Source organism: Shewanella metallivivens (assembly GCF_028750675.1).
In the GTDB taxonomy this organism is placed as follows: Bacteria; Pseudomonadota; Gammaproteobacteria; order Enterobacterales; family Shewanellaceae; genus Shewanella; species Shewanella metallivivens.
The window spans coordinates 88,875-111,166 of the sequence record NZ_JAQQPZ010000005.1 but is presented as its reverse complement, the minus strand read 5'-3'; the positions used below and the strand labels follow the sequence as shown (position 1 = coordinate 111,166).

At 40.5% G+C, this 22,292-nt stretch carries 18 protein-coding genes; 16 read left to right on the top strand and 2 right to left on the bottom strand.

Translation table 11 applies throughout. The features are described 5' to 3' along the window. The first annotated feature begins 10 nt into the window (after positions 1-10). The 15 genes from PQR79_RS08580 to glnS all read left to right on the top strand — a co-directional run bounded on the left by PQR79_RS08580 (position 11) and on the right by glnS (position 19,719). Complete coding sequence (locus PQR79_RS08580) at positions 11-2,413, top strand: DNA polymerase II (RefSeq protein WP_238103344.1); 2,403 nt, start codon at positions 11-13, stop codon at positions 2,411-2,413. Positions 2,414-2,995: 582 nt separating this feature from the next. Beyond that, a complete protein-coding gene (locus tag PQR79_RS08575) occupies positions 2,996-5,605 on the top strand; it encodes a TonB-dependent receptor domain-containing protein (RefSeq protein ID WP_238103343.1) in 2,610 nt (869 codons plus the stop codon). A gap of 92 nt (positions 5,606-5,697) precedes the next feature. Further along, positions 5,698-6,660, top strand: coding sequence for a class I SAM-dependent methyltransferase (locus tag PQR79_RS08570; protein ID WP_238103342.1), 963 nt, complete (start codon positions 5,698-5,700; stop codon positions 6,658-6,660). A 383-nt stretch (positions 6,661-7,043) separates the two neighbouring features. Next, entirely contained in the window at positions 7,044-7,826 is a 783-nt protein-coding gene (locus PQR79_RS08565; protein ID WP_188924960.1) for a DUF3450 domain-containing protein, read from the top strand. After that, positions 7,826-9,181, top strand: a complete 1,356-nt coding sequence (locus tag PQR79_RS08560) for a MotA/TolQ/ExbB proton channel family protein (RefSeq protein ID WP_238103341.1) — start codon at positions 7,826-7,828, stop codon at positions 9,179-9,181. Before PQR79_RS08565 ends, PQR79_RS08560 begins: the two co-directional genes overlap by 1 nt. Continuing rightward, positions 9,181-9,708: a MotA/TolQ/ExbB proton channel family protein gene (locus tag PQR79_RS08555; RefSeq protein ID WP_188919228.1), complete on the top strand. Its 528-nt coding sequence runs from the start codon at positions 9,181-9,183 to the stop codon at positions 9,706-9,708. The genes PQR79_RS08560 and PQR79_RS08555 overlap by 1 nt, the downstream gene beginning before the upstream one ends. Before the next feature lie 13 nt (positions 9,709-9,721). After that, complete coding sequence (locus PQR79_RS08550) at positions 9,722-10,126, top strand: ExbD/TolR family protein (RefSeq protein WP_188739792.1); 405 nt, start codon at positions 9,722-9,724, stop codon at positions 10,124-10,126. Position 10,127: 1 nt separating this feature from the next. Then, positions 10,128-10,748 carry an energy transducer TonB gene (locus PQR79_RS08545; protein WP_238103340.1) on the top strand — a complete coding sequence of 207 codons (621 nt, stop codon included), beginning with the start codon at positions 10,128-10,130 and terminating at the stop codon, positions 10,746-10,748. Continuing rightward, complete coding sequence (locus tag PQR79_RS08540) at positions 10,748-11,995, top strand: tetratricopeptide repeat protein (RefSeq protein ID WP_238103339.1); 1,248 nt, start codon at positions 10,748-10,750, stop codon at positions 11,993-11,995. The genes PQR79_RS08545 and PQR79_RS08540 overlap by 1 nt, the downstream gene beginning before the upstream one ends. Before the next feature lie 278 nt (positions 11,996-12,273). Further along, entirely contained in the window at positions 12,274-14,103 is a 1,830-nt protein-coding gene (locus PQR79_RS08535) for a DUF885 domain-containing protein (protein ID WP_238103338.1), read from the top strand. Between the two features lie 82 nt (positions 14,104-14,185). Continuing rightward, a complete protein-coding gene (locus PQR79_RS08530; RefSeq protein WP_188739788.1) occupies positions 14,186-14,464 on the top strand; it encodes a peptidylprolyl isomerase in 279 nt (92 codons plus the stop codon). 89 nt (positions 14,465-14,553) lie between these two features. Beyond that, positions 14,554-15,102, top strand: coding sequence for a GNAT family N-acetyltransferase (locus PQR79_RS08525; protein ID WP_238103336.1), 549 nt, complete (start codon positions 14,554-14,556; stop codon positions 15,100-15,102). 184 nt (positions 15,103-15,286) lie between these two features. After that, the gene (locus tag PQR79_RS08520; protein ID WP_238103335.1) at positions 15,287-15,526 is read left to right on the top strand and encodes a FeoA family protein; all 240 of its coding nucleotides are present in this window, start codon (positions 15,287-15,289) and stop codon (positions 15,524-15,526) included. Further along, positions 15,519-17,831, top strand: coding sequence for a Fe(2+) transporter permease subunit FeoB (gene feoB, locus PQR79_RS08515; RefSeq protein WP_238103334.1), 2,313 nt, complete (start codon positions 15,519-15,521; stop codon positions 17,829-17,831). Before PQR79_RS08520 ends, feoB begins: the two co-directional genes overlap by 8 nt. A gap of 217 nt (positions 17,832-18,048) precedes the next feature. Then, on the top strand, positions 18,049-19,719 hold the full coding sequence (gene glnS / locus PQR79_RS08510) for a glutamine--tRNA ligase (RefSeq protein ID WP_238103333.1): 1,671 nt from the start codon (positions 18,049-18,051) through the stop codon (positions 19,717-19,719). 63 nt (positions 19,720-19,782) lie between these two features. Here the strand turns inward: glnS and PQR79_RS08505 are convergent, their stop codons facing one another. Beyond that, positions 19,783-20,379, bottom strand: coding sequence for a Yip1 family protein (locus PQR79_RS08505; RefSeq protein ID WP_188919214.1), 597 nt, complete (start codon positions 20,377-20,379; stop codon positions 19,783-19,785). Between the two features lie 387 nt (positions 20,380-20,766). Between PQR79_RS08505 and miaE the strand changes: the two genes are divergently transcribed. Then, positions 20,767-21,531 (top strand): tRNA isopentenyl-2-thiomethyl-A-37 hydroxylase MiaE, encoded by a 765-nt coding sequence (gene miaE / locus PQR79_RS08500; RefSeq protein WP_238103332.1) that lies wholly within the window; start codon positions 20,767-20,769, stop codon positions 21,529-21,531. A gap of 35 nt (positions 21,532-21,566) precedes the next feature. On the opposite strand, the gene PQR79_RS08495 is transcribed toward miaE, so the two are convergent. Beyond that, positions 21,567-22,292, bottom strand: a complete 726-nt coding sequence (locus tag PQR79_RS08495) for a UDP-2,3-diacylglucosamine diphosphatase (RefSeq protein WP_238103331.1) — start codon at positions 22,290-22,292, stop codon at positions 21,567-21,569.

Here is a 22,292-nt window from a genome sequence, read left to right as displayed (position 1 = left end):
TAAACCACAGATGACTAACGAAAAAACACCACCAGAATTGCAAGTCATTAAAGGCAAGGTGTTGACACGTCATGCGATTTATCGCCATGGCCAGTTGGTGCTGCAATATTTTATTAAAACAGCTAGTGGTCCTGTTCTAGCCGAATTACATCACAGTGAAGTGATTTGTTTTTGCCGACAACAAGATGTTGATACTTTAACGAGTAAAGTCGATTTCTCTTTGAAGGTTGAAGCTATCGCATTAATGAGCTTTGCCCACGAACCTGTGAGTGCGTTGTATTTAAAATCTAACACACAATTAAAATTACTTAGCCGCATAGCAAATGATTTAGGTATTACATTGTTTGAAGCTGACATCAGAGCTGAACAACGTTATTTAATTGAACGATTTATCGCATTAGATATCGAATGCATTGGTCATTTCCTGCCTCAACCCCACACAGAAACGTTACCTAATCTTTTAATTCATCGTGCAAGGCAGTGGGGGGGAGAGCCTACGGATGCCAATGTGACACTGAGTGTGATTTCATTGGATTTTGAATGCAGCTTTGACGGCGAGCTATATTCAGTCGGTTTATATGGTGATCAATACCAATGTGTATTTATGGTCGGTGAACCGCAGCAAAATTGCCATGATTTTATTGTGTGGGTAAAGGATGAAGTTGATCTTATTCATCATCTTATTGCCTGGTTTAGGCAATACGACCCAGACATTATTATCGGGTGGGCTGTGGTGACATTTGACTTAGCTTTACTTTATCGACGTTGTGTTTTGCATGCTATTCCTTTATTGATCGGCCGTGGTGATACTGAACTGACCTGGAAGGTCGCCGATAAATTTAGGCCCGAAACACTCTCGTTACCGGGGCGTGTGGTGCTTGATGGCATTGATTGGTTAAAAGCTGCATTTTATCAATTTGATAGCTTCTCGTTGGAATATGTTTCAAGGCAATTGCTTGAAGAAGGCAAGGCGATTGATCATGTAGAAAACCGTGGCCAAGAAATCACTTTATTATTTAATACCGATAAAAATGCACTGGCTTTTTATAACATTACCGATAGCCGTTTAGTGTGGGACATTTTTGAAAAAACTCAGTTAATTGATTTTGCTATAGAGCGAGCTAAATTAACCGGGCTTGAATTTGGCCGTGTCGGCGCATCAATTGCTGCATTTTACCATTTATATTTGCCGCACTTACACCGTGGTGGATTTGTTGCCCCAGCGCATCCTGCTAGCCAAGGGTTAGAAAGTCCTGGTGGTTATGTCATGTCGTCAATTCCCGGATATTACAAAGACATATTAGTGCTTGATTTTAAAAGTCTATACCCCTCAATTATTCGCACATTTCTGATTGACCCTAAAGGCTTGATACAAGGCTTGCAATTAGCCGAACAAGGCAAGTTTACCGCAACCGTAGCGGGCTATTTAGGCGCTCATTTTGCCCGCGATAATGCTATTTTACCCAATTTAGTGGCTAAGTTAGCCAGTCAAAGGGAAATCGCTAAAGCCGAAAAGAATGCACCGTTATCTCATGCGATTAAAATTATTATGAACTCGTTATATGGGGTACTAGGATCGCGAGGTTGCGTGTTTCATGATGCAAAACTGGCCAGTTCGATTACCATGCGCGGTCATCAAATTATGAAACTCACAAAACAATGGATAGAAGATGCGGGTTATCAAGTGATTTATGGTGATACCGATTCCACTTTTGTGTGGCTTGGTGAAAATCATGGGGTTGAAGACATCAATGCTCTGGGGTTGCAACTCGCCACTAGCATAACAACACGCTGGCATGATTGGTGCGAGGCTGAATATCAATTACACAGTTTTCTAGAGCTAGAATTTGAAACTCACTTTGACCAATTCATTATGCCGACATTAAGAGGGTCTGAAGAGGGGAGTAAAAAACGCTATGTTGGAGCTTCATTAGGGGTTGACAGTAAGCTTAAATTGACCTTTAAAGGTATGGAGCAAGTCAGAAGTGATTGGAGTCCTATTGCTCGAAAAATGCAATACGTCTTATATGAAATGTTTTTTAAAGGTGAAGATGTTATCGATTATTTACGCCAAGAATTAGATGCAATTAAACAAGGTGACAGAGATGCTGAGCTGATATTTAAAAAGCGACTCCGTAGGCACGTAGAAGACTATACTGCCAAATCATCTCCCCACGTCAAAGCGGCAAAATTGTTAGCGCAAATAAAAGGGACAAACAAAGTGACCCGAAGAGGCCAACAAATCAAGTATGTGATAACCACAACAGGCGCACAACCAATTGAAGCAAATCCAACCAATATTGATTATGAGTACTATATCAATAAGCAAATTCAACCGATTGCCGACCCCATTCTGCAACTCTGTGGTCAGCGATTCGATGCATTAGTGAATGACCAACTATCGCTTATTTAACATTGCAAAATCCATTTTTGTGGTGCGATAGCGCTTATGGATATGTTAAATAATTAACCTACCAATCATTAAAAGCCCAACAAAACCATCAACGGTATTTGCATCACGTAACCCCACTTTATCAGACAAATATCTCACTTCTCAGGTCGGTTCCGGCTCCCTAATATGTAAACATTTAACATTTCAAACCTTTCCACTAATTAATAGAAGTTAACATTTTGTTACTTCATACAGTGAGAAAAAAAGCACCTAGCACATAAAATCATGCTGCAAAACAGGATGTTAAGAAATTTATTTTTGTGATTCATATTTTATGTAAATAAAACTAAAGTTCTATAAAGTTATGTTTTTTAGGCTTTTTTAGAATGGTTGTTCATTTTTATTAACAAGAATGGATATTACATTTGATTAACTTTTGTTCTTACAGCACTTCAAATGTTGATTAGTTGTATTAAATGTGATTTTATTGCATCTGTAATTGAGCGTTTGTAATGATTTCCTGTTGCACTCTCTCATTGTACTAACACCTAAAATAAGGTTGTTAGAATTATAAGAAAGATATTAAGTCCAGGGAGATAGACAATGCATAAGAATATCCTAGCCAAGTCAGTGCGTTTAGCATTGATCGGTGGTGCTGCTGCAACAGCATTCACTGCACCAGCCGTTTTTGCTGCTGATGAAGATGGCGCAAAAGTTGAACGTATCGAGGTTACGGGTTCGCGTATTAAGCGTTCTGACCTTGAAGGCGCTTCACCTATTACCACAATTACTACTGAAGATATGAAGATGGAAGGTAACTTTACAGTTGCTGACGCACTTCGTAACAGTAACTTGAACTCTTTCGGTTCATTCTCTGAGCGTTCAGGTAGTTCTGCACAGTCTCAAGCAACGATTAACCTACGTGGTGCAGGTTCAAGCCGTACGCTAGTTCTTATCGATGGCAAGCGTTTCCCAGGTTCACCAACATTAGGTGGTGCATCTGCTAACTTAAACGCTATTCCAATGGCTGCTGTAGAACGTATCGACATCTTAACTGACGGTGCATCTTCTACTTACGGTTCTGACGCGATTGCTGGTGTTGTTAACATCATCATGAAAAAGAACTACCAAGGTATTGAGTTCAACGTTGGTGGTGGTTCACGTGACCAAGATGGCGGCTTAACAAGTAAAGAATTCTCGGTTGTTGCTGGTTATCAAATGGACAAAGGTAACATTACTTTCTCTTTTGACCACCAAGACCGTCAAGGTATCTCAGACGCTGACCGTTCATACACAGCTGCTAGCATGACTGACTTTAATGGTGATGGTATTATCCAAGCCTATGAAGAAACTGCAGGTTGGAGTATCTATGGTGCAACGATTGCCGCTCCAGATTTCTCTTCAACACAAGCATCTTTATTATGTGATGATTTAGAAGCTGAATACGGTTCAAACGTTTTCCAAACTGTCGCTGCTGACAACGATTGGAGCGCAGGTTCAACGTATTGTATGTATGCATATGCTAACGTTTCTTACAACAAGGCATCTGTAGACCGTAACACTGTTTATGTTGACGCTAACTATGAAGTTGCTGAAGACGTAGAATGGTTTGGTCGTGTAATGGTTACTCAAAACCAATCATTTGGTCGTTATGCTCCTCCTGCAGCAGGTTGGAATAACATGGCTGCTGATAATCCACATAACCCATACGGTGAAGAAACTTATGGTTACTTCCGTTGGGTGGGTATTGGTACTCGTGATGGTGTTGTAGATGACTACAACCAAGATTACTTAACGGGTTTACGCGGTACTATCAGCGCATTAAACGATGCTGAATGGGAAGTTTATTACCACCACAATATTGCTGACAACAAGTCAGTGGGTGAGTACTACTTAAGCTATTCAGGTCTTGCTTACAACCAAGCAAATGATATTGATTTAGGCTCAGAAGCTGGTATCAATAACATGAAAGCGACTACTTTAACTACAGGTCGTGCAACATTTGACCAGTGGAGTGCGGGTATTGGCTTTGATGCATTTGAATTACCTGGTGGCGCTGTTGCTCACTATGTAGGTATGGAATACTTTGACCAAGATTTCAGCGAAGTTTATGACGCGCAGTCAGAAGCTGGTCTAATCGGTGGTAGTGCGGGTAACTCTGCAGGTGGCGATCGTCAAGTATGGGCTGCGTTCTACGAAGCAGTATTACCATTAACTGACGATGTTGAGTTAAACCTTGCGGCGCGTTACGATGATTACAGTGACTTTGGTGACAACCTAGCACCTAAAGCATCTGTTCGCTGGCAAGCTCTTGATAATGTTGTTGTACGTGCTTCTTACTCTGAAGCGTTCCGTGCTCCTTCATTAAGCCAGTTATACGCAGCAACTACATTTAGTGCTGAAACAGGTACCGATTACCCATTCTGTACATCTGCAGGTACTTCAGATGCAGATTGTAGCTCTAAGCAATACGATACTTACATCAGTGCTAACAGCGACCTAGGTCCTGAAACTTCTGAGTACATCAACGTTGGTGTTGCATGGGATATCGTAGATGACATCGGTATTAAAGTTGATTACTTCAACTTGAACATTGATGACGTAATCAGTCAGCGCTCAATCACCAACGTTATGCGTGGTGTTGCAGCCGGTACTCTAGAAGAAAACGATACATTCTATGTAACTCGTGCACCAGACGGAGCTGACGGTACATTAGGTCGTGCTCTAGAAATCGGTACTGGTTATGGTAACGGTGACAAGCTAGAAATTACTGGTGTTGACGTTTCTTTAAATGCTAAGTTTGAAACTGCAATTGGTGACATTGGCTTTAACTGGAACAACAGCTTTGTTCTTGATTATATCCAAGAAGTTGAAGGTGGTGCTGAAGCTGTAGATATTTCTGGTTGGAATGGTTTACCAGACTACAAGTCTAACTTCACTACTAACTACATGTTTGGTGACCATAGCTTCTCTTGGAACATGAACTACACATCTTCTACTTACGAAGATGATGACACGGGTCACTTAGATTCGTGGTTAATTCATAACCTAAGCTATGTATACGATGCAGGTAACTACGGTTCGATCTTATTAGGTATTAACAACCTAACTGATGAAGATCCAGTATTAACTTCTACTGGTATCTACGACAACGCTGACCTATATAACAACTATGGTCGCGAATACCGTGCAAGTTATACATTGAAGTTCTAATTAGCCATTAGTTAGCATTAGAAAGGCTCCTTCGGGAGCCTTTTTCTTTGACCACTACAATAAACACAGTCAATTTTAAGCGGGTGATGTATATGAATAACCATTGGAGTGAATATTGGCAGCAAGGGCATACAACTTCTTTTGGCGATGCGTTATCAGGTAATTATGAGGGGATATTAAAGTCGATATGGCAACCTATATTCTCGGGGTTACAGGATGGCTTTTTGGCTGTAGATATAGGGACCGGTAATGGTTCTTTACCCCTTTTAATACGCGAATCATTAGAGGGCTCTGATATAAAAGGTGAGGTGGTTGGCATAGATTTAGCTGAAGTTAAATTAACTGAAAAAAACCTTGCTGAACAATCTAATACTGCCATTAAATTACTATCAAACGAAGCAAGTGAATCTTTGCCTTTTGCAACGGGTACCGTTGACTTATACACCTCGCAATTTGGTTTCGAGTACTCTGATATCGATTTGTCATTGAAAGAGGCCTCAAGAGTCCTTAAAGACAATGGACAATTTAGCTTGGTTTTTCACCATGCAAACTCGATGATCATTAATCGAAATCGTAAAATTTTACGTTTGGTTGAACAACCTGAAGCTGAGCAGTTAGTGACTTGTTTAAGTGATATCACTGTAGCAATGGGTAAGGTCTCATCACCTAATGATATTGCAAGGATTAAACAAGATCTGAACTGCGAAAAAATTCGTGCACAAATCAACCGACTGATAAAGCATTTGGTTTTATTTGACGAAAAAGCGGCGCAAGACTGTCAACTGATGATGTTTGTGGCCCAGTTTTTCAAGGACGGACTATTTTGGCCAGTAGCAAAAAAGCAACAATTCATTGAATTCATTAAATTACAGATGGATACACTAAAGTTGAGGTTGAGGGAATTGTTAAACGCTTCATTTGATGAGGCAAAACTAGGTCAATTCATTAGCCGTTTTAACCAAAATTTACTTTCTTTAATTGAGCTTAAAGTACTAAAAAATGAACAAAACGAAGTGCTAGCTTGGTATTTAAGCGCTCAAAAAAATAACGAATAGATTAGTTTTATAATAAATAAATAAAAAAGCATAAGTGATTTATTTGATTAAGATCATGATTTTAAATAAGTAAAACATTACCTATAGCACTAAATTACTACAGATTGATGTTGAAGATGTATATTTATTCACCTTTCATTTACATTCCTCGTCTTAACAGCTCTTTCCACTAGTTTTTACGCTTTGCAAATGTTGACACAGGTCAACATTTTGTGAAATGATGCCAACGGGTCTGCGCCTTAACCGGCGTAGAAAAGGGAAGAAAAACTAACAATCACAAGAAAAAGACATACTTAGTAGAATTAACATTGGTAACAAATTTGTTTCATCGTAATTTGTGCTCAAGTTGATCTTTTTAATTCACTTCAAATTGGTTGGGAACTATGTCCAAGGTAAGCAATAGAACAAAAATCGCTACTGCACTTGTTGGCGCACTGGCTTTAGCTGGTAGCAACTTCGTTGTTGCAGGTCCTCTAGCTGACGTTCAAAAAGCTGATAGTAGCCTTCATGCTGCATCTGCTGCGTCACAACAGAAAGTCGACAAATATTTTGACCAAGCACAAGACATGCTTTTTGAGTATGGCAGCGTTGCTGATGAGCGTGAGTCATTAAAATCGTATAATGACTACGTTGCAGGCTTGGTCGCTGATCAACAGAAAACACTAGATTCAATTCAGGCAGATATCAATGGCGTTGATAAATTACGCCAAGGTGTTGTGCCTTTAATGTTCAAAATGGTTGAAGCTTTAGATCAGTTTGTAAATTTAGATCTTCCTTTCAACACTGAAGTTCGTAAAGCACGTGTTGAAAACTTGAAGAACATCCTAAATACAGCAGAGGTTACTCTTGCTGAAAAATATCGTTTGATCCTTGATGCGTACAGCATTGAGCGTGAATACGGTAGCTTCGTTGCAGTTCACACCGGTAAGCTAGACTTAGACGGTAAAGAAGTATTAGTCGACTTCTTTAACCTAGGTCGTGTTGCACTTTATGCGCAAAGCTTAGATCAAAAAACAGCATGGATGTACGACGCTGACGCTAAAACTTGGAACAAGTTAGAAGACAGCTATTTACGTGACATCACCAAAGGTATTCGCATTGCTCGTAAGCAAGGCGCATTAGACCTATTCGGATTACCAATTCCTGCTGCGGAGACTGCACAATAATGAAGAAGTTAATTACATCAGCTCTAGTGGCTGCAACTTTCTCTTTAACAGCCGGTATGGTTTCAGCTGCAGATGCACCTAAAACTATTGATCAGCTGTTACAACAAGTTAAAGTTGACCGTGCTAACGAAGGTAAAACCAACGCTAAGCGCGAAAGAGAATTCCAAGCAGAACGTGGCGATAAAGCTGCCCTACTTAAGCGTGAAAAAGACGCTTTAGCGGCAGAAAAGCAACGTGGTAAAGACCTAAACCAAGCATTCTTAGATAACGAGCGTAAAATTGCTCAGTTAGAAGAAGACTTAAAAACTGCACAAGGTGACTTAGGTGAAATGTTCGGTGTTGTTAAAGGTGAAGCTGGCGATTTCGCTGGTAAACTTGCTGCATCAAACATCAGTGCTCAATTCCCTGGCCGTGATGCGTTCATTGCAGAATTAGGTGCTCGCAAATCATTACCAAAAATTGAAGAACTAGAACAATTCTGGGAAGCTCAATTATTTGAAATGGTTCAATCAGGTAAAGTGGTTAAGTTTGACGGTGCTGTGACTGCAATTGACGGCAACGTAATTAACACTGCAATTCACCGTGTTGGTCCTTTCAACTTAACAGCTGAAGGTAAGTACGTTGTTTATAAGCCTGAACTAAATTTGATTCAGCAATTATCACAACAGCCAGAAGGTTACCAAGTAAGTGCAGTTGCTAAATGGGAAGGCACTACTTCAGGTGTTGCACCTTTTTACATTGACCCTGCACGTGGCGTGTTACTGAACATCTTCACTAACAAAGCAAGTCTTGAAGATCGTTTAGAAGCAGGTGGTACAATTGGTTATATCATTCTTGCGCTATTAGCATTAGGTGCATTAATTGCTCTTGAGCGTTTAATCACGCTTACTATCATTGGTGGTAAAGTTAACAGCCAACGTAAGAACATTGATAACCCAGGTAACAATGCTTTAGGTCGCATCTTAAAAGTTTACCAGTCTAATAAAGACGTAGACGTTGAAACTTTAGAGTTAAAACTTGACGAAGCAATTCTTAAAGAAACTCCAGCTTTGGAAGCGCGTATTTCAATCATTAAAGTTATCGCAGCTATCGCACCTATGATGGGTCTGTTAGGTACTGTAACGGGTATGATTGCAACCTTCCAATCTATTCAGTTGTTTGGTACTGGTGACCCTAAACTGATGGCTGGTGGTATTTCTATGGCTCTTATCACAACGGTTCAAGGTCTAATTGCCGCTCTACCGTTAATGTTATTACACGCTGTAGTGGTTGCTCGTAGCAAATCTATCGTTCAAGTTCTTGAAGAGCAAAGTGCTGGTATTATCGCAGAACACGCTGAGAAGAGGGCTGACTAATGATGCTAATCCTGATGGACGTATGGGATTCCGTCAGGGGCTTCATGGCCTCCGGAGGCGATGTCCTCTGGTTGGTTGCAGCAGTGCTATTTCTAATGTGGGTGTTAATGCTTGAGCGTTATTGGTATCTTAATTGGATATCACCTAAACAACATCAAGCAGTAATTGCCTCATGGGAATCAAGAGAAGAAACGACTTCTTGGCATGCTCACCGTATCCGTGAAGCTTGGGTATCCCAAGCGAAGCAAGATTTGAATGCACGTATGCTGTTAATTAAAACCCTAGTAGCAATCTGTCCTATGATTGGTTTATTAGGTACCGTAACCGGTATGATTTCAGTATTCGATGTGATGGCAGTTCAGGGGACGAGTAATGCTCGTTTAATGGCGGCTGGTATCTCAATGGCCACAATGCCGACTATGGCAGGAATGGTTGCAGCACTATCAGGTGTTTTCTTCAGCACCCGTTTAGACTCAAAAATGAGAATCAGTTTAGAAAAGCTAAAAGACAGCATGCCTCACCACTAGAGAGAGATTGAACATGGCACGTAAGAAGCATTCCAATATGGAAGAGGAAGCGCAAATTGATATGACCCCGATGCTAGACATCGTGTTTATCATGCTGATCTTCTTCATTGTAACGACATCGTTTGTTAAGCCATCGGGCTTAGACTACAACAAGCCTAAAGCTTCACAGGCTACGTCTAAACCTTCGGCAAACATCTTTATTGGCATCAGCAAGACTGGCGTCATTATGATGGAAAACCGTCAGGTTGATATCGAACGTGTAACTGCAAACGTAGAACGTATGTTAGCAGAAGCACCAGAAGCGGCAGTACTGATTCAAGCAGACAAAGACACTCAACATGGTTTGGTTGTTAAAGTTCTTGATAACGTAAAAGCTGCGGGTATTGACAAAATTTCAGTATCAGCGGGGAATGAGTAATATGCTAAGAGCACTCGTATCAATAATCATTGGTGCCGCAGTGACTTTTGGGCTGTTTGCTTTCATGGCTTTCTTAGTCGGCGGAGGTGCACAGCGCAACGCCGAATCTGAGGATACCCCTGTTATTGAAATTACGATGGATAAACAGGATTCGAAGGCACAGAAAAAACCAAGGGTTACACCTAAGCCACCTCCACCACCGGAGCAGCCACCGAAGCCGGATACTACTCCGCCTGATTCATCATCTAATATTGACACCAACTTGGCGTTCAATATGGGTGGAATTGAAGCTGGCGGGCCAAGTACAGGCTTTAAGCTAGGCAACATGATGACCCGTGATGGTGACGCTACACCTATCGTTCGTATTGAGCCTCAGTATCCAATTGCTGCAGCTCGTGATGGTAAAGAAGGTTGGGTTCAACTTACCTTTACCATTAACGAACTCGGTGGTGTTGATGACGTATCTGTTATCAAGGCAGAACCTAAGCGTTTATTCGATCGTGAAGCGATTCGCGCATTGAAAAAGTGGAAATACAAGCCAAAGATTGTTGATGGAAAACCATTAAAACAACCTGGTATGACTGTACAACTTGATTTTACTTTAGAGAAAGGAGGTAGATAATGCGTAAAGTTACTAGTATCGCTACAGCGTTAATACTTTCAGTCTGTACAAGTGCAATGTTGTCTAGTTCTGCTTTGGCTGCTGAAAAGTGTGAGATTGATAAGCGTCAATCTCGCGCAGTAGGCGAAAGTGCAGCTAAAAAAGTTCAGAAATCTTTTGAAGCTTATACAGAAGGTAATTTAGACCAAGCGATTTCAATATTGCTTGAAGCTAATGCTAAAAACGATTTCGACAAAGCTTATGTCGATCGTATGTTAGGTAACTTCTACGCTGAAAAAGGTCAGATGGGCACAGCTATCAAATATTTGAAGACTGCTGTTGATGCTGACATTCTTGGTGGTACAGATCATGCTGCAACATTGCGTTTGTATGCTGACTTATTACTTCAAGAGAAAAAGTTTAAAGAAGCGATTCCATACTATTACCAGTGGATGGACTTTACCTGTAAATCAGATGCTCAAATGTATCGACGTATTGGTATTGCTCACACTGAGTTAAAAGAGTGGAATAAAGTACTTCAAGTAGCTGATAAAGGGTTATCTTTAGCTGACGCACCTGACAAAGGTCTGTATCAGATGAAGCTAACTGCTTACTTTAACCAGAAAAAGTACAAAGAAGCCGTTAACGTATTAGAAGTTATGGTGCCTTTGTTCCAAGACGATAAGCGTCTATGGGTACAGTTAGCTCAGTTTTACTTAATGACTGAAGATTATGATAAGTCATTAGCAACTTATGACCTTGCCTACAAAAATGGCTTTTTAGAGACAGAGGGTAACATTACTCGTCTTGCTCAATTATTAGCGCAAAAAGGTTCGCCTTATAAAGCTGCTACCATTTTTGAAAAGCACATGAAGTCTGGTCTGATTGCTGAAAATGAGAAGAGTTTCACAACTCTAGCTGGTTTTTATCATAACGCTAAAGAGCTAAAAGAAGCAGCCTCCTACTATGGTAAGGCCGCAGCAATTAGCAACAAGGGTGAATTATATTTAAAGCAAGGTCGTATTCTCGCTTTAGATCAAAAATTTAATGATGCAATTCCTGTGCTTAAAAAAGCACTTGATGCAGGAATTGATAACCCTGGTGAAGCTCAATTCGAGTTAGCTTTAGCTTACTTAAGTTTGAAAAAGTACAAGTCAGCTTATAACCGTGCAGTACTTGCTGCCAATGATAAGAAGACTGAACGTAGTGCAAGAAGCTATATTTCTTATATTAAAGAAAAAGCACGTATTCACAACGTAACGCTTTAACTGCTAAGCATGTAAAAAAAGCCCCTTTTTAGGGGCTTTTTTATTGCTCTTTATCAATCTGCTCTTAAGAGCAAAATTGTTAATTTGTGTGTATTTGAATAAGTTTAGTTTCAAGTATGGCTTTGCATCGATACAATATAACCATTCGCATTTCTGGTATCTGGTATCTGGTATCTGGTATCTGGTATCTGGTTTCTTTTTGTTGCCGATGATTAATGTCAGCGATGTGCGCTGACGATTCATAATTAATGAGCTTGCTGTGTTAAGGAATAATAACAATGAATAAAACTTTATTGGCACTGTCGGTGTCACTACTATTAGCGACTCAGGGCTGTTCTGATAATGCTAAAACATCTGAGGTTGTGAATTCTACTCCTGCTTCTGTTGACCAAGCTGTTGAGCAAACCGCCTCTGAGAAATATCTTGCTATGGTTGATGCTTTTTTTAATGAACAACTGAAGCTAGAGCCTATTTATGCCACTTTTGTTGGAGTGAATGACTATAATGATCAATTTGGCGGTTCATTAACAGAAGACTATTTAAAACAACGTCATGAGCTCAATAGTCGTTATTTCGATCAAGCCAAATCAATCGACGTTGATAAATTATCTGCTTCGTTAAAATTAAGCTATGACATGTTTATTTATGACCGTAATATGGCACTGGTTGGTGAATCTTATCCAGAACATTTTCTACCGATTAACCAGTTCTACAGTACCGTTTTTACTATGGTACAACTTGGTACAGGTGAAAGTGCACAACCTTTCAAAACGGTTGAAGATTATCAACATTGGTTATCGCGTTTACGTGGCTTTATTAAATGGACTGAATTAGCCCAGCAACGTATGGATGAAGGTATTGCGAGTAAAGTAGTACTGCCTAAAGTATTGGTTGAACGGATCATTCCCCAATTAGATGCTCAGTTAGTCGACTCTGCTCAAAATAGCTTATTTTATTCGCCAATCACTTTATTGCCAGACAACTTTACTGCAGAGCAAAAAGCCGACTTAACACAACAATATACTGCAGTTATCAATGCAGAGTTATTACCCGCACTAAAAGGGTTACGTGATTATATTCAGCAAGTGTACTTACCTAAATCTCGCGCGTCTGACGGATGGTGGGGGTTACCAAATGGCAAAGATTGGTACCAACATCTTGCGAATAGTCATACCACAACCACACTTCCTGTTGATGAAATTCATCAAATTGGTTTATCAGAAGTTGCACGTATTTTATCTGAAATGGATAAAGTCAGAGAGCAAGTTGGCTTTAAAGGTGATTTGACCGAATTTTTTGCATCGTTATCATCTGAATCGCAATATTTTTTCACCGATAAGCAAGATTTAATTGATGGTTATATGACCATTAAAGATAAAATAAATGCAGTATTACCACAATATTTTGATGTAATGCCAAAAGCTGATTACATCGTCAAACCGGTTGAAGCTTTTAGAGAGAAATCAGCTGCTGGCGCATCTTATGAAAGCCCTGCGGTTGATGGTTCTCGTCCAGGTATCTTTTATATCAACACCTATAATTTAAAAGCTCAGCCTAAATGGGGCATGACAACCTTATCATTACATGAAGCGGCGCCGGGTCATCATTTTCAGATTGCGATTAAGCAAGAGTTAACCGATGTACCTCAGTTCCAACGTTTTCAGGGCTATACTGCTTTTGAAGAAGGTTGGGCTTTGTATGCTGAATACTTAGGTATTGAAATGGGTGTATTTAATGATCCTTACCAATACTTTGGTAAGCTTTCTGATGAGATGTTGCGTGCAATGCGTTTAGTTGTCGATACCGGTCTGCATGCGAAAGGGTGGAGCCGTGAGCAAGCGATTCAATATATGAAAGATAACTCACCTATGGCTGAGTCTGATATCGTTGCCGAAGTAGAGCGCTACATGGCGATACCTGGCCAAGCCTTGTCGTATAAAGTGGGTCAGTTAACTATTTTACGATTACGCGCTGATGCTGAAAAAGCCCTGGGTGATAAGTTTGATTTAAAAGGTTTCCACGATCAGCTATTAACGACAGGCTCGTTACCGATGGCCGTGATGGAAGATAAAATTGCAGATTGGATAAAAGCTGAGTTGGCTAAATAACTGTCGTAGGCAGTATGTCATCTTAGTGTCATTATGTTAGTGTTATTTTTTAATTTATCAATACTCGTTTAGGAGCCGTCATATGGTACAAGCAACAGCAAGACATTTACTGGTTAGCACGCAAGAGCAATGTGAAACGTTAAAACAACAAATTGAAGCAGGTGCTGATTTTGCTGATGTTGCAAAAGCGAACTCTTCTTGTCCTTCTGGTGCGCAAGGTGGTGAATTAGGTTCATTTGGCCCAGGTATGATGGTTAAAGAGTTTGATGAAGTTGTGTTCAGCGCGCCGTTAAACGTTGTACAAGGCCCGGTAAAAACGCAATTTGGTTATCACTTGCTGGAAGTGACTAGTCGTGGTTAATGTGTAAAACATTGACTGTTTAATTGGCAGCTTAGGCTGCCATTTTTTTATCCTTTTTATCTGTTTAGTTTAAAAGTAATGAGCCGCTGATGAAAACCATACTTTATAGTGACAGGTTGCAACTACGGGATTTAACCCCTGCTGATTGGCCCAATTTTTTACGCCTACATTTAGATGAGGGGGTTCAGCAATATATTCGCTCTGTAGATACTGAAGCCAATTTGAAAAAGTGTTTTGAACAACGTATTGGCCCCTATCAGTTTGAAAGTGGTCAATGGTTATCATTGGTTATTGAGCGTCTTGATAATCAACAATTCGTTGGGTTGATCGGGTTTAGGTGTGACGATGTAACATTAAAGCGAGCTGAGGTCGGTTATCTGGTTGCCCCCGAGCAGCAAGGTAATGGTTATGCAACTGAGAGTTTGCGCGCCGTTATTGACTGGGGGGCGTTGCAATTTGAAATGCATAAATATATTGCAATTTGTTGCGATGAAAATCTAGCGTCACGTAAAGTGCTTGAAAACGTCGGCTTTGTGAAAGAGGGCACGTTAAGACAACATACCTGTATCAACCAACAATGGTTTGATGATTGTTACTTTGGTTTACTGACTTCGCAACGAGTGTCACTTTTTAGTTAATACAACTCTACATATAAAATAATTGCATTGTGGACTGTATTCTATCGGGCATTTGTCACATAATGTGTAATACAAGTGAAAACTATTCTCGTTAGCAGCTTAAACTTTGATCTAGATTCGAGTTTAGCTTGCAAAGCTCATATAAAATTTCAGACGTTATTAATGTTGTTGAAGGTAGTGCTACATGAAACTGAGTGAACTCAAAGCTGGAGATCGCGCAATTATCTCTCAAATAGGTCAATTAACATTACCTCAAACCGTAAAGCGTAAGTTGTTATCGATGGGCATCACTCCCAACACGCATTTTTCTTTTATCCGCCGAGCACCAATGGGTACTGGTGTTGAACTTGATTTACGTGGCAGTAAGTTATGCATGCGTCGCGATTTAGCCGATATCATTGAGGTAGTAATAACGAATGACTAAACAATTTCATTGCGTCACCGTCGGTAATCCTAACGCCGGTAAATCAACCCTTTTTAATGCCTTAACGGGTTCAAGCCAGCAAGTGGGGAATTGGTCAGGTGTGACCGTCGAGAAAAAAACCGGGAAATTTAGCTATTCAGGCAACGATATATTTTTGACCGATTTACCGGGTATTTATGATTTGCTTCCTGCAGGGAATAGTTGTGACTGCTCTTTAGATGAACAAATTGCACAAAATTATTTAGCCAATCAACAAGTCGATGCGATTATTAACTTAGTTGATGCCACAAACGTAGAGCGTCATCTTTATCTAACCACACAGCTACGCGAGTTAGGCATACCTGTTATTGTGGTGATCAACAAAATTGATGCGGCTAAAAAGCTTGGGATCACTATTGATGTCGACCAGATGTCTACGCGTTTAGGTTGCCCTGTGATTGCAATTTGTTCACGTCGTCAAGCTGATGTTGAACAGGTTCAAGCAAAAATTCTTACCCTATTGCAAAGCGATAATACTGTTGAGCCTCTTGCGCTGCAATACCCAGCGGACATTGAAGCCAGTATCAAAGCGCTACAGCTTCAAAATGACAATCAAGACCTTGGTACATTAAGTCGCGGCCAAGCATTATCTATTTTAGCCAATTGCCATGGCAATGCTTGCGGTACAAGTGAAGTACAACTGCATGACACCGTACAGCTGTGTGCTCAACGTGCCGAACAAAATGGTAATGACATCGAAATCATGATTGCGACTACGCGTTATGATTTTGTGCAACAAGCGTTTGAAGCTGCAGTTAATCAAGGTAAGCACATCAGTGTGTCAGACCGGTTAGACAATCTAGTTCTACATCCTGCTTTGGGTGTTCCTGTGTTCCTTTTCGTTATGTACTTGATGTTTTTATTCAGTATCAACGTAGGTAACTCGTTTATCGACTTTTTCGATATTACTGCTGGAGCGATATTTGTTGACCACTTTGGAGCGTTACTGGTTTCTATGGGTTCTCCTGATTGGTTGGTGACTATTTTAGCTGGTGGTGTAGGGCAAGGTATTCAAACTGTTGCGACATTTATCCCAGTTGTAGCCGCATTATTCCTAGCACTATCTGTGTTAGAAGCATCTGGTTATATGGCCCGTGCAGCCTTTGTAGTTGACGGACTAATGCGCCGCATTGGTTTACCGGGTAAAGCATTTGTCCCTATGATTGTCGGTTTTGGGTGTTCAGTACCCGCTATTATGGCGACCAGAACTCTAGGCAGTGAACGCGAACGTATTGTGACTGGTATGATGGCACCCTTTATGTCATGCAGCGCACGTTTACCTGTTTACGCATTATTTGCTGCAGCATTTTTCCCACAGTCAGGACAAAACTTAGTATTCTTACTTTACATCATTGGTATTTTTGCCGCGATTGGTACGGGTTTGTTATTGCGTAAAACGTTACTTCCTGGCACAAGTAGCGCTGTGGTAATGGAACTGCCAAGTTATGAAATGCCTAAAGCTAAAGCTGTATTCTCTCGAACCACTAAACGTACCAAAAGTTTTATTAAAGGCGCCGGTAAAACCATTATTATTGTTGTGACTCTGCTTAACTTTGTTAATGCAATTGGTACCGATGGCTCTTTTGGTCACGAAGACAGTAAAGAGTCGTTACTGAGCGTGGCAAGTCAGCAAGTTACACCATTATTTGCACCAATGGGTATTGAACAAGACAACTGGGCAGCGACAGTGGGGATCATCACCGGTATTTTCGCCAAAGAAGCTGTTGTGGGTACGTTAAACAGTTTGTACAGCAATGCCGAAGGTGACGAAGAAGAAATGTTATCAATATGGGATAGTGTAAAAGTTGGGTTAGCCACAATACCAACGAACTTATTAGGTATTGAGCCTGATGACCCATTGTCAATTGCCATTGCCAGTATTACAGATTTAGACGAGGCGGCTGCTGAGTTGTCGGTTGACTCATCAACTTTCAGCGCATTACAAACAGGCTTTAAGAGTCAGTTAGCCGCTTTCTCTTATCTACTGTTCATTTTATTATATACCCCTTGTGTGGCTGCTATGGGCGCATTAGTGAATGAGTTTGGAGCTAAATGGGCGCGATTTGCCGCAGTTTGGACTTTTTCTTTAGCGTACGGTTCAGCTACGGTGATTTATCAAGGTGCGACGTTCTCCGCGCACCCGCTACAATCAGCCTGTTGGATTGGCTTCTTTGCGGTAGCCTTAGTCGGTTTCTACATGTGGTTGAGTAAAAAAGGCAGACAAGCACAACAAATTATTCCCGGCATACGCATTGTCACGGAATAATCCTTGTGGTTCTTAACCATTATTCAAAAACCCAGCATTTGCTGGGTTTTTGTTTATATTCGCAGTAAATGCACTCACTGAACGAGTTTGTTTTATGCAATTTGGCATTTTTTGTTTATCTAACTAACTTTTTCGTTACTAGTAGTTGTAACTACTGAAGATCTGTAGGATCATCTGTTTTTTATTCATATTGCCATTGTGTGCCAAGAGGAATTCCATGAGTCATGTGGACACCGAAGTACGTCCTAGTAACTTCATTCGTAATATCATAGACGAAGACCTAAGTAGCGGTAAGCACAACCATGTTCATACTCGTTTCCCGCCAGAGCCTAACGGTTTTTTGCATATTGGACACGCTAAGTCTATATGCTTAAATTTTGGCATTGCGAAAGATTACCAAGGTCAATGTAATTTACGTTTTGATGATACTAACCCTGAAAAAGAAGACATCAATTATGTGAAGTCTATTCAGGAAGATGTGCGTTGGTTAGGCTTTGAATGGGCTGGCGATATACGTTATTCATCGAATTACTTTGATCAATTGCATCAGTATGCTGTTGAGCTCATTGGCAAAGGACTTGCTTATGTTTGCTTTTTAAATAGCGAGCAAACTCGTGAGTACCGTGGCACATTAAAAGAGCCTGGTAAAAATAGTCCTTACCGTGACACTACCCCTGAAGAAAACCTCGCATTGTTTGAAAAAATGCGTAAAGGTGAATTTAAAGAGGGTGAATGTGCTTTGCGTGCCAAAATTGATATGGCATCACCATTTATGTGTATGCGTGATCCGGTCATATACCGTATCCGTTTCGCACATCACCACCAAACGGGTGACAAGTGGTGTATTTACCCGATGTACGATTTTACCCATTGTATTTCTGATGCGATTGAAAACATTACTCACTCAATTTGTACATTAGAGTTTCAAGATAACCGCCGTTTGTACGACTGGGTGTTAGATCATTTAGATGATTTTCAAGCACCAAACCGTACTCGTCAATATGAGTTTTCACGTTTAAATCTTGAATACACATTGATGTCAAAACGTAAGCTAAATGATTTAGTGACCCGCAAATTAGTTGACGGCTGGGATGACCCACGTATGCCAACTATTGCTGGTTTACGTCGTCGCGGTTATACACCTGCTTCAATTCGTGAATTTTGTTTGCGCATCGGTGTCACTAAGCAAGAAAACTTGGTTGAAGTCGGCATGTTAGATGCGTGTATTCGTGAAGAGTTAAATGAGCATGCCCCTCGCGCAATGGCAGTGTTAAGACCTATAAAAGTGGTTATTGAAAACTACCCCAATATGCAACCTGAAACAATCACCGCGCCATCGCACCCAAATAATGAAGCTATGGGTACCCGTGAGCTGTCTTTTGGGCGTGAATTATTTATTGATGTTGAAGATTTCAAAGAAGAAGCCAATAAGCACTTTAAACGTCTTGTTTTAGGCAAAGAAGTTCGTTTACGTAATGCCTACATCATTAAAGCTGAACGCTGTGACAAAGATGCAGATGGTAATGTAACTACAATTTACTGTACTTATGATGCCGATACCTTAGGTAAAAACCCTGCAGATGGTCGCAAAGTCAAAGGCGTTATCCATTGGGTAGAAGCGAGTACAGCAAAACCTGCTGAGTTCCGTTTATATGACCGTTTATTTACGGATGAAAACCCAGCGGCGTTTGAAACCGTAGATGAAGTGATTAACCCACAGTCGTTAGTGGTTGTTCAAGGTTTAGTTGAGCCTAGTTTGGCTAATGCTCCTGCTGAAAAAGCTTATCAGTTTGAGCGTGAGGGCTATTTCTGTGCTGACAACAAAGATTCTACTGCTGATCACTTAGTCTTTAATTTAACCGTACCACTACGTGATACTTTTTCTTAGTGTTTACGGTTAAATAAGACAACAAAAAAGGCGCTCTAAGCGCCTTTTTTTGTTGTCTAAATATTACTGTAACATAGGGCCAAAGCCAACGCTCCATAGAATAACACTGCTTGCCATCAGTGCCACTAATAACACCAAGCCCGCCGTAACAACCGAACTGGCGTAAATAAAGCCTTTTTCTTCAGGTATGTTCATAATGATGGGGACACCTGCGTAAAGAAGATAGACCGAATAGGTTAAGCCAATTAACCCCACGACCATAATAAACCACAATACAGGGTATAACGCGGCTAATCCGACCATAAATAAAGGTGTTGCGGTATAAGCAGCCAGTTCTAATGCTTGAGTGTAAGTTGGATCAGCATCAAAGGTCTTGCCCATCCAATATGCTAAGTAAGCCAATGCCAACACCCCAAATATTAGGCCAAAGTACATGCCAATCGACATAAACATGGCGCTTTTAGGCGTTAAAAATAGCAATTCACCAGCGCCTGGATGCCAACCAATGTGAGCGGTAGCAAAATAAGAGCATATAGCAGGAATGAGCGCGATAAGTAATACATGACTTAAGCTACTTTTCAGCGCTTCATGGTTTTTTTCAATTGTTTGCCACTCTTGTTTCGGATGGGTGTATAGCCCCATTAAGTGATTCAGTACCATTATAATTATCCTTGTTTAGCATTTCTCAACCTAGCTCGCCAAACAACAGACGAACTGACTACAGCTTTTAATCAATCGCCTTCATCAGTTCACAGTACTTTGCAATCAACTGTTAACAGACTGCTTGCTAACAAGTTATTGTTCAGTGCTCACCTCATCCCAACAGGAGGTGCTTAAAGGAGATTGATCTTACTTTTTTAGTTTAGCACAAACCTGAAACTTCGTTTGATGACACGCAATAATCAGATATTGGAATTCATTATCCGAGTATTGAACATTAATTGAACATAAATGTTAATTCGTCAAGTTGTATTACGTTTGAGCTTTAGAAAAGATCAGTCAAACGGTAAAATAACCATAGCTATTTTATAAAGGGTCTTTAAGCAAATGCAGCAATTACTTGAACCAATTAATCAATTTTTAGGTTGTGAAACACCAGATGCCTGGGTCAATTTTGCCAAGCAGCCAGCACAACTGAATGCATTATTAATTGATCATTGTAATTGTGAGCTCAAAGCGGCTCAAACTGCGATGATGATGATCCGCAAGTACGCAATAGATAAATCGAGTGCAGCAATTTTATTAGCTTGGGCTAAGCCTTATGAAACATTTGTATATAGCAAAGAACGGGATGTTAACGCTTTTTTAAATCGAGACGTCAAGAAAAATGACATCACAAGCGAGCTTGTTGCCAGTCAGTCTTTATCCATTAGTGCAGACTTAATGACTAAAATGGTACGGTTGATTAAAGAAGAGTTTCATCACTTTGAGCAAGTCTTGCAAATCATGACCGTGCGCGGGATTGAATACAGTAATATGAGAGCTGGGCGATATGCTAAGCAATTAATGAGTCATGTTCGTACTCATGAGCCATTAACAATTATCGATAAATTGATTATTGGTGCATTTATCGAAGCGCGCTCATGTGAACGCTTTGCCAAATTAGCACCACATTTAGATGATGAACTCACGAAGTTTTATGTGTCTTTACTGCGTTCTGAAGCTCGTCATTATCAAGATTATCTAGCTTTAGCACAAGATGTAGCTGGTGACGATATTAGTGACAGAATTGCCTATTTCAGGCAACAAGAAGCGGCATTGATATTGTCTGAAGATAATGAGTTTCGCTTTCACAGCGGGACTCCAGTGTAGAGTCCAAATGTAGATACACGGTAGTATTTACAACGCTAGGTTTCTAAAAAAGGCCTCTGTTCAAGCTCACAACCTTGTGGTGTAACGGATAATACACTGCCTTGGGTGTACCAATCACCCACAACGACACGTTGTTTATTGTCGCTAAGTTGATGAATATCAGGGCGGTGGGTATGACCATGGATCATACGTTGGCAGTTAGTTTTAGCGAGGAGTTCATCGACAGCTGTTGGTTCAACATCCATGATTTCATAGTGCTTTAGCTGATTACCTTGGACACTTTTTTGTCTAATTTTTGCTGCAATATTTAAGCGGGTTTGTTTAGGCAGTATATGTGCGTATATCCACCTTACCACCGCAATGCTACGAAAACGCCTAAAACGCTGATAAGCTTCATCTAAGGTGCATAAACTGTCACCGTGTAAAATCACTGTGCGCGTGCCATATAAATCAATACAGTGTACTTCAGGCAAAATTTGCATGCCTGCTCGTTTGCAAAAAACGCGACCGATCATAAAGTCACGATTTCCATGAATAAAATACACCGGCATTTTTGTGGAAACGACTTTTATCGCTTTGGCAATATCATTGGTAAATGGCTCTGCAATATCATCGCCCATCCACACTTCAAATAAATCACCAATAATATAGAGCGCTTCGGCATCGTCTAGACCGTTTGTGAGAAAGTCTATAAAAGCTTGGGTGATATCTGGGCGATCTGCACTTAAATGCAAATCGCCCACAAAGACAGTGCGACGCAA

Bases quoted from the DNA above. Each gene is read 5' to 3' on its own strand.
- PQR79_RS08575 (WP_238103343.1), top strand. From the start codon at position 2,996: ATGCATAAGAATATCCTAGCCAAGTCAGTGCGTTTAGCATTGATCGGT.
- PQR79_RS08545 (WP_238103340.1), top strand. From the start codon at position 10,128: ATGCTAAGAGCACTCGTATCAATAATCATTGGTGCCGCAGTGACTTTT.
- PQR79_RS08560 (WP_238103341.1), top strand. From the start codon at position 7,826: ATGAAGAAGTTAATTACATCAGCTCTAGTGGCTGCAACTTTCTCTTTA.
- PQR79_RS08530 (WP_188739788.1), top strand. From the start codon at position 14,186: ATGGTACAAGCAACAGCAAGACATTTACTGGTTAGCACGCAAGAGCAA.
- PQR79_RS08505 (WP_188919214.1), bottom strand. From the start codon at position 20,379: ATGGTACTGAATCACTTAATGGGGCTATACACCCATCCGAAACAAGAG.
- PQR79_RS08535 (WP_238103338.1), top strand. From the start codon at position 12,274: ATGAATAAAACTTTATTGGCACTGTCGGTGTCACTACTATTAGCGACT.
- feoB (WP_238103334.1), top strand. From the start codon at position 15,519: ATGACTAAACAATTTCATTGCGTCACCGTCGGTAATCCTAACGCCGGT.
- PQR79_RS08550 (WP_188739792.1), top strand. From the start codon at position 9,722: ATGGCACGTAAGAAGCATTCCAATATGGAAGAGGAAGCGCAAATTGAT.
- PQR79_RS08565 (WP_188924960.1), top strand. From the start codon at position 7,044: ATGTCCAAGGTAAGCAATAGAACAAAAATCGCTACTGCACTTGTTGGC.
- PQR79_RS08540 (WP_238103339.1), top strand. From the start codon at position 10,748: ATGCGTAAAGTTACTAGTATCGCTACAGCGTTAATACTTTCAGTCTGT.
- PQR79_RS08555 (WP_188919228.1), top strand. From the start codon at position 9,181: ATGATGCTAATCCTGATGGACGTATGGGATTCCGTCAGGGGCTTCATG.
- PQR79_RS08520 (WP_238103335.1), top strand. From the start codon at position 15,287: ATGAAACTGAGTGAACTCAAAGCTGGAGATCGCGCAATTATCTCTCAA.
- PQR79_RS08580 (WP_238103344.1), top strand. From the start codon at position 11: ATGACTAACGAAAAAACACCACCAGAATTGCAAGTCATTAAAGGCAAG.
- PQR79_RS08570 (WP_238103342.1), top strand. From the start codon at position 5,698: ATGAATAACCATTGGAGTGAATATTGGCAGCAAGGGCATACAACTTCT.
- PQR79_RS08525 (WP_238103336.1), top strand. From the start codon at position 14,554: ATGAAAACCATACTTTATAGTGACAGGTTGCAACTACGGGATTTAACC.
- miaE (WP_238103332.1), top strand. From the start codon at position 20,767: ATGCAGCAATTACTTGAACCAATTAATCAATTTTTAGGTTGTGAAACA.
- glnS (WP_238103333.1), top strand. From the start codon at position 18,049: ATGAGTCATGTGGACACCGAAGTACGTCCTAGTAACTTCATTCGTAAT.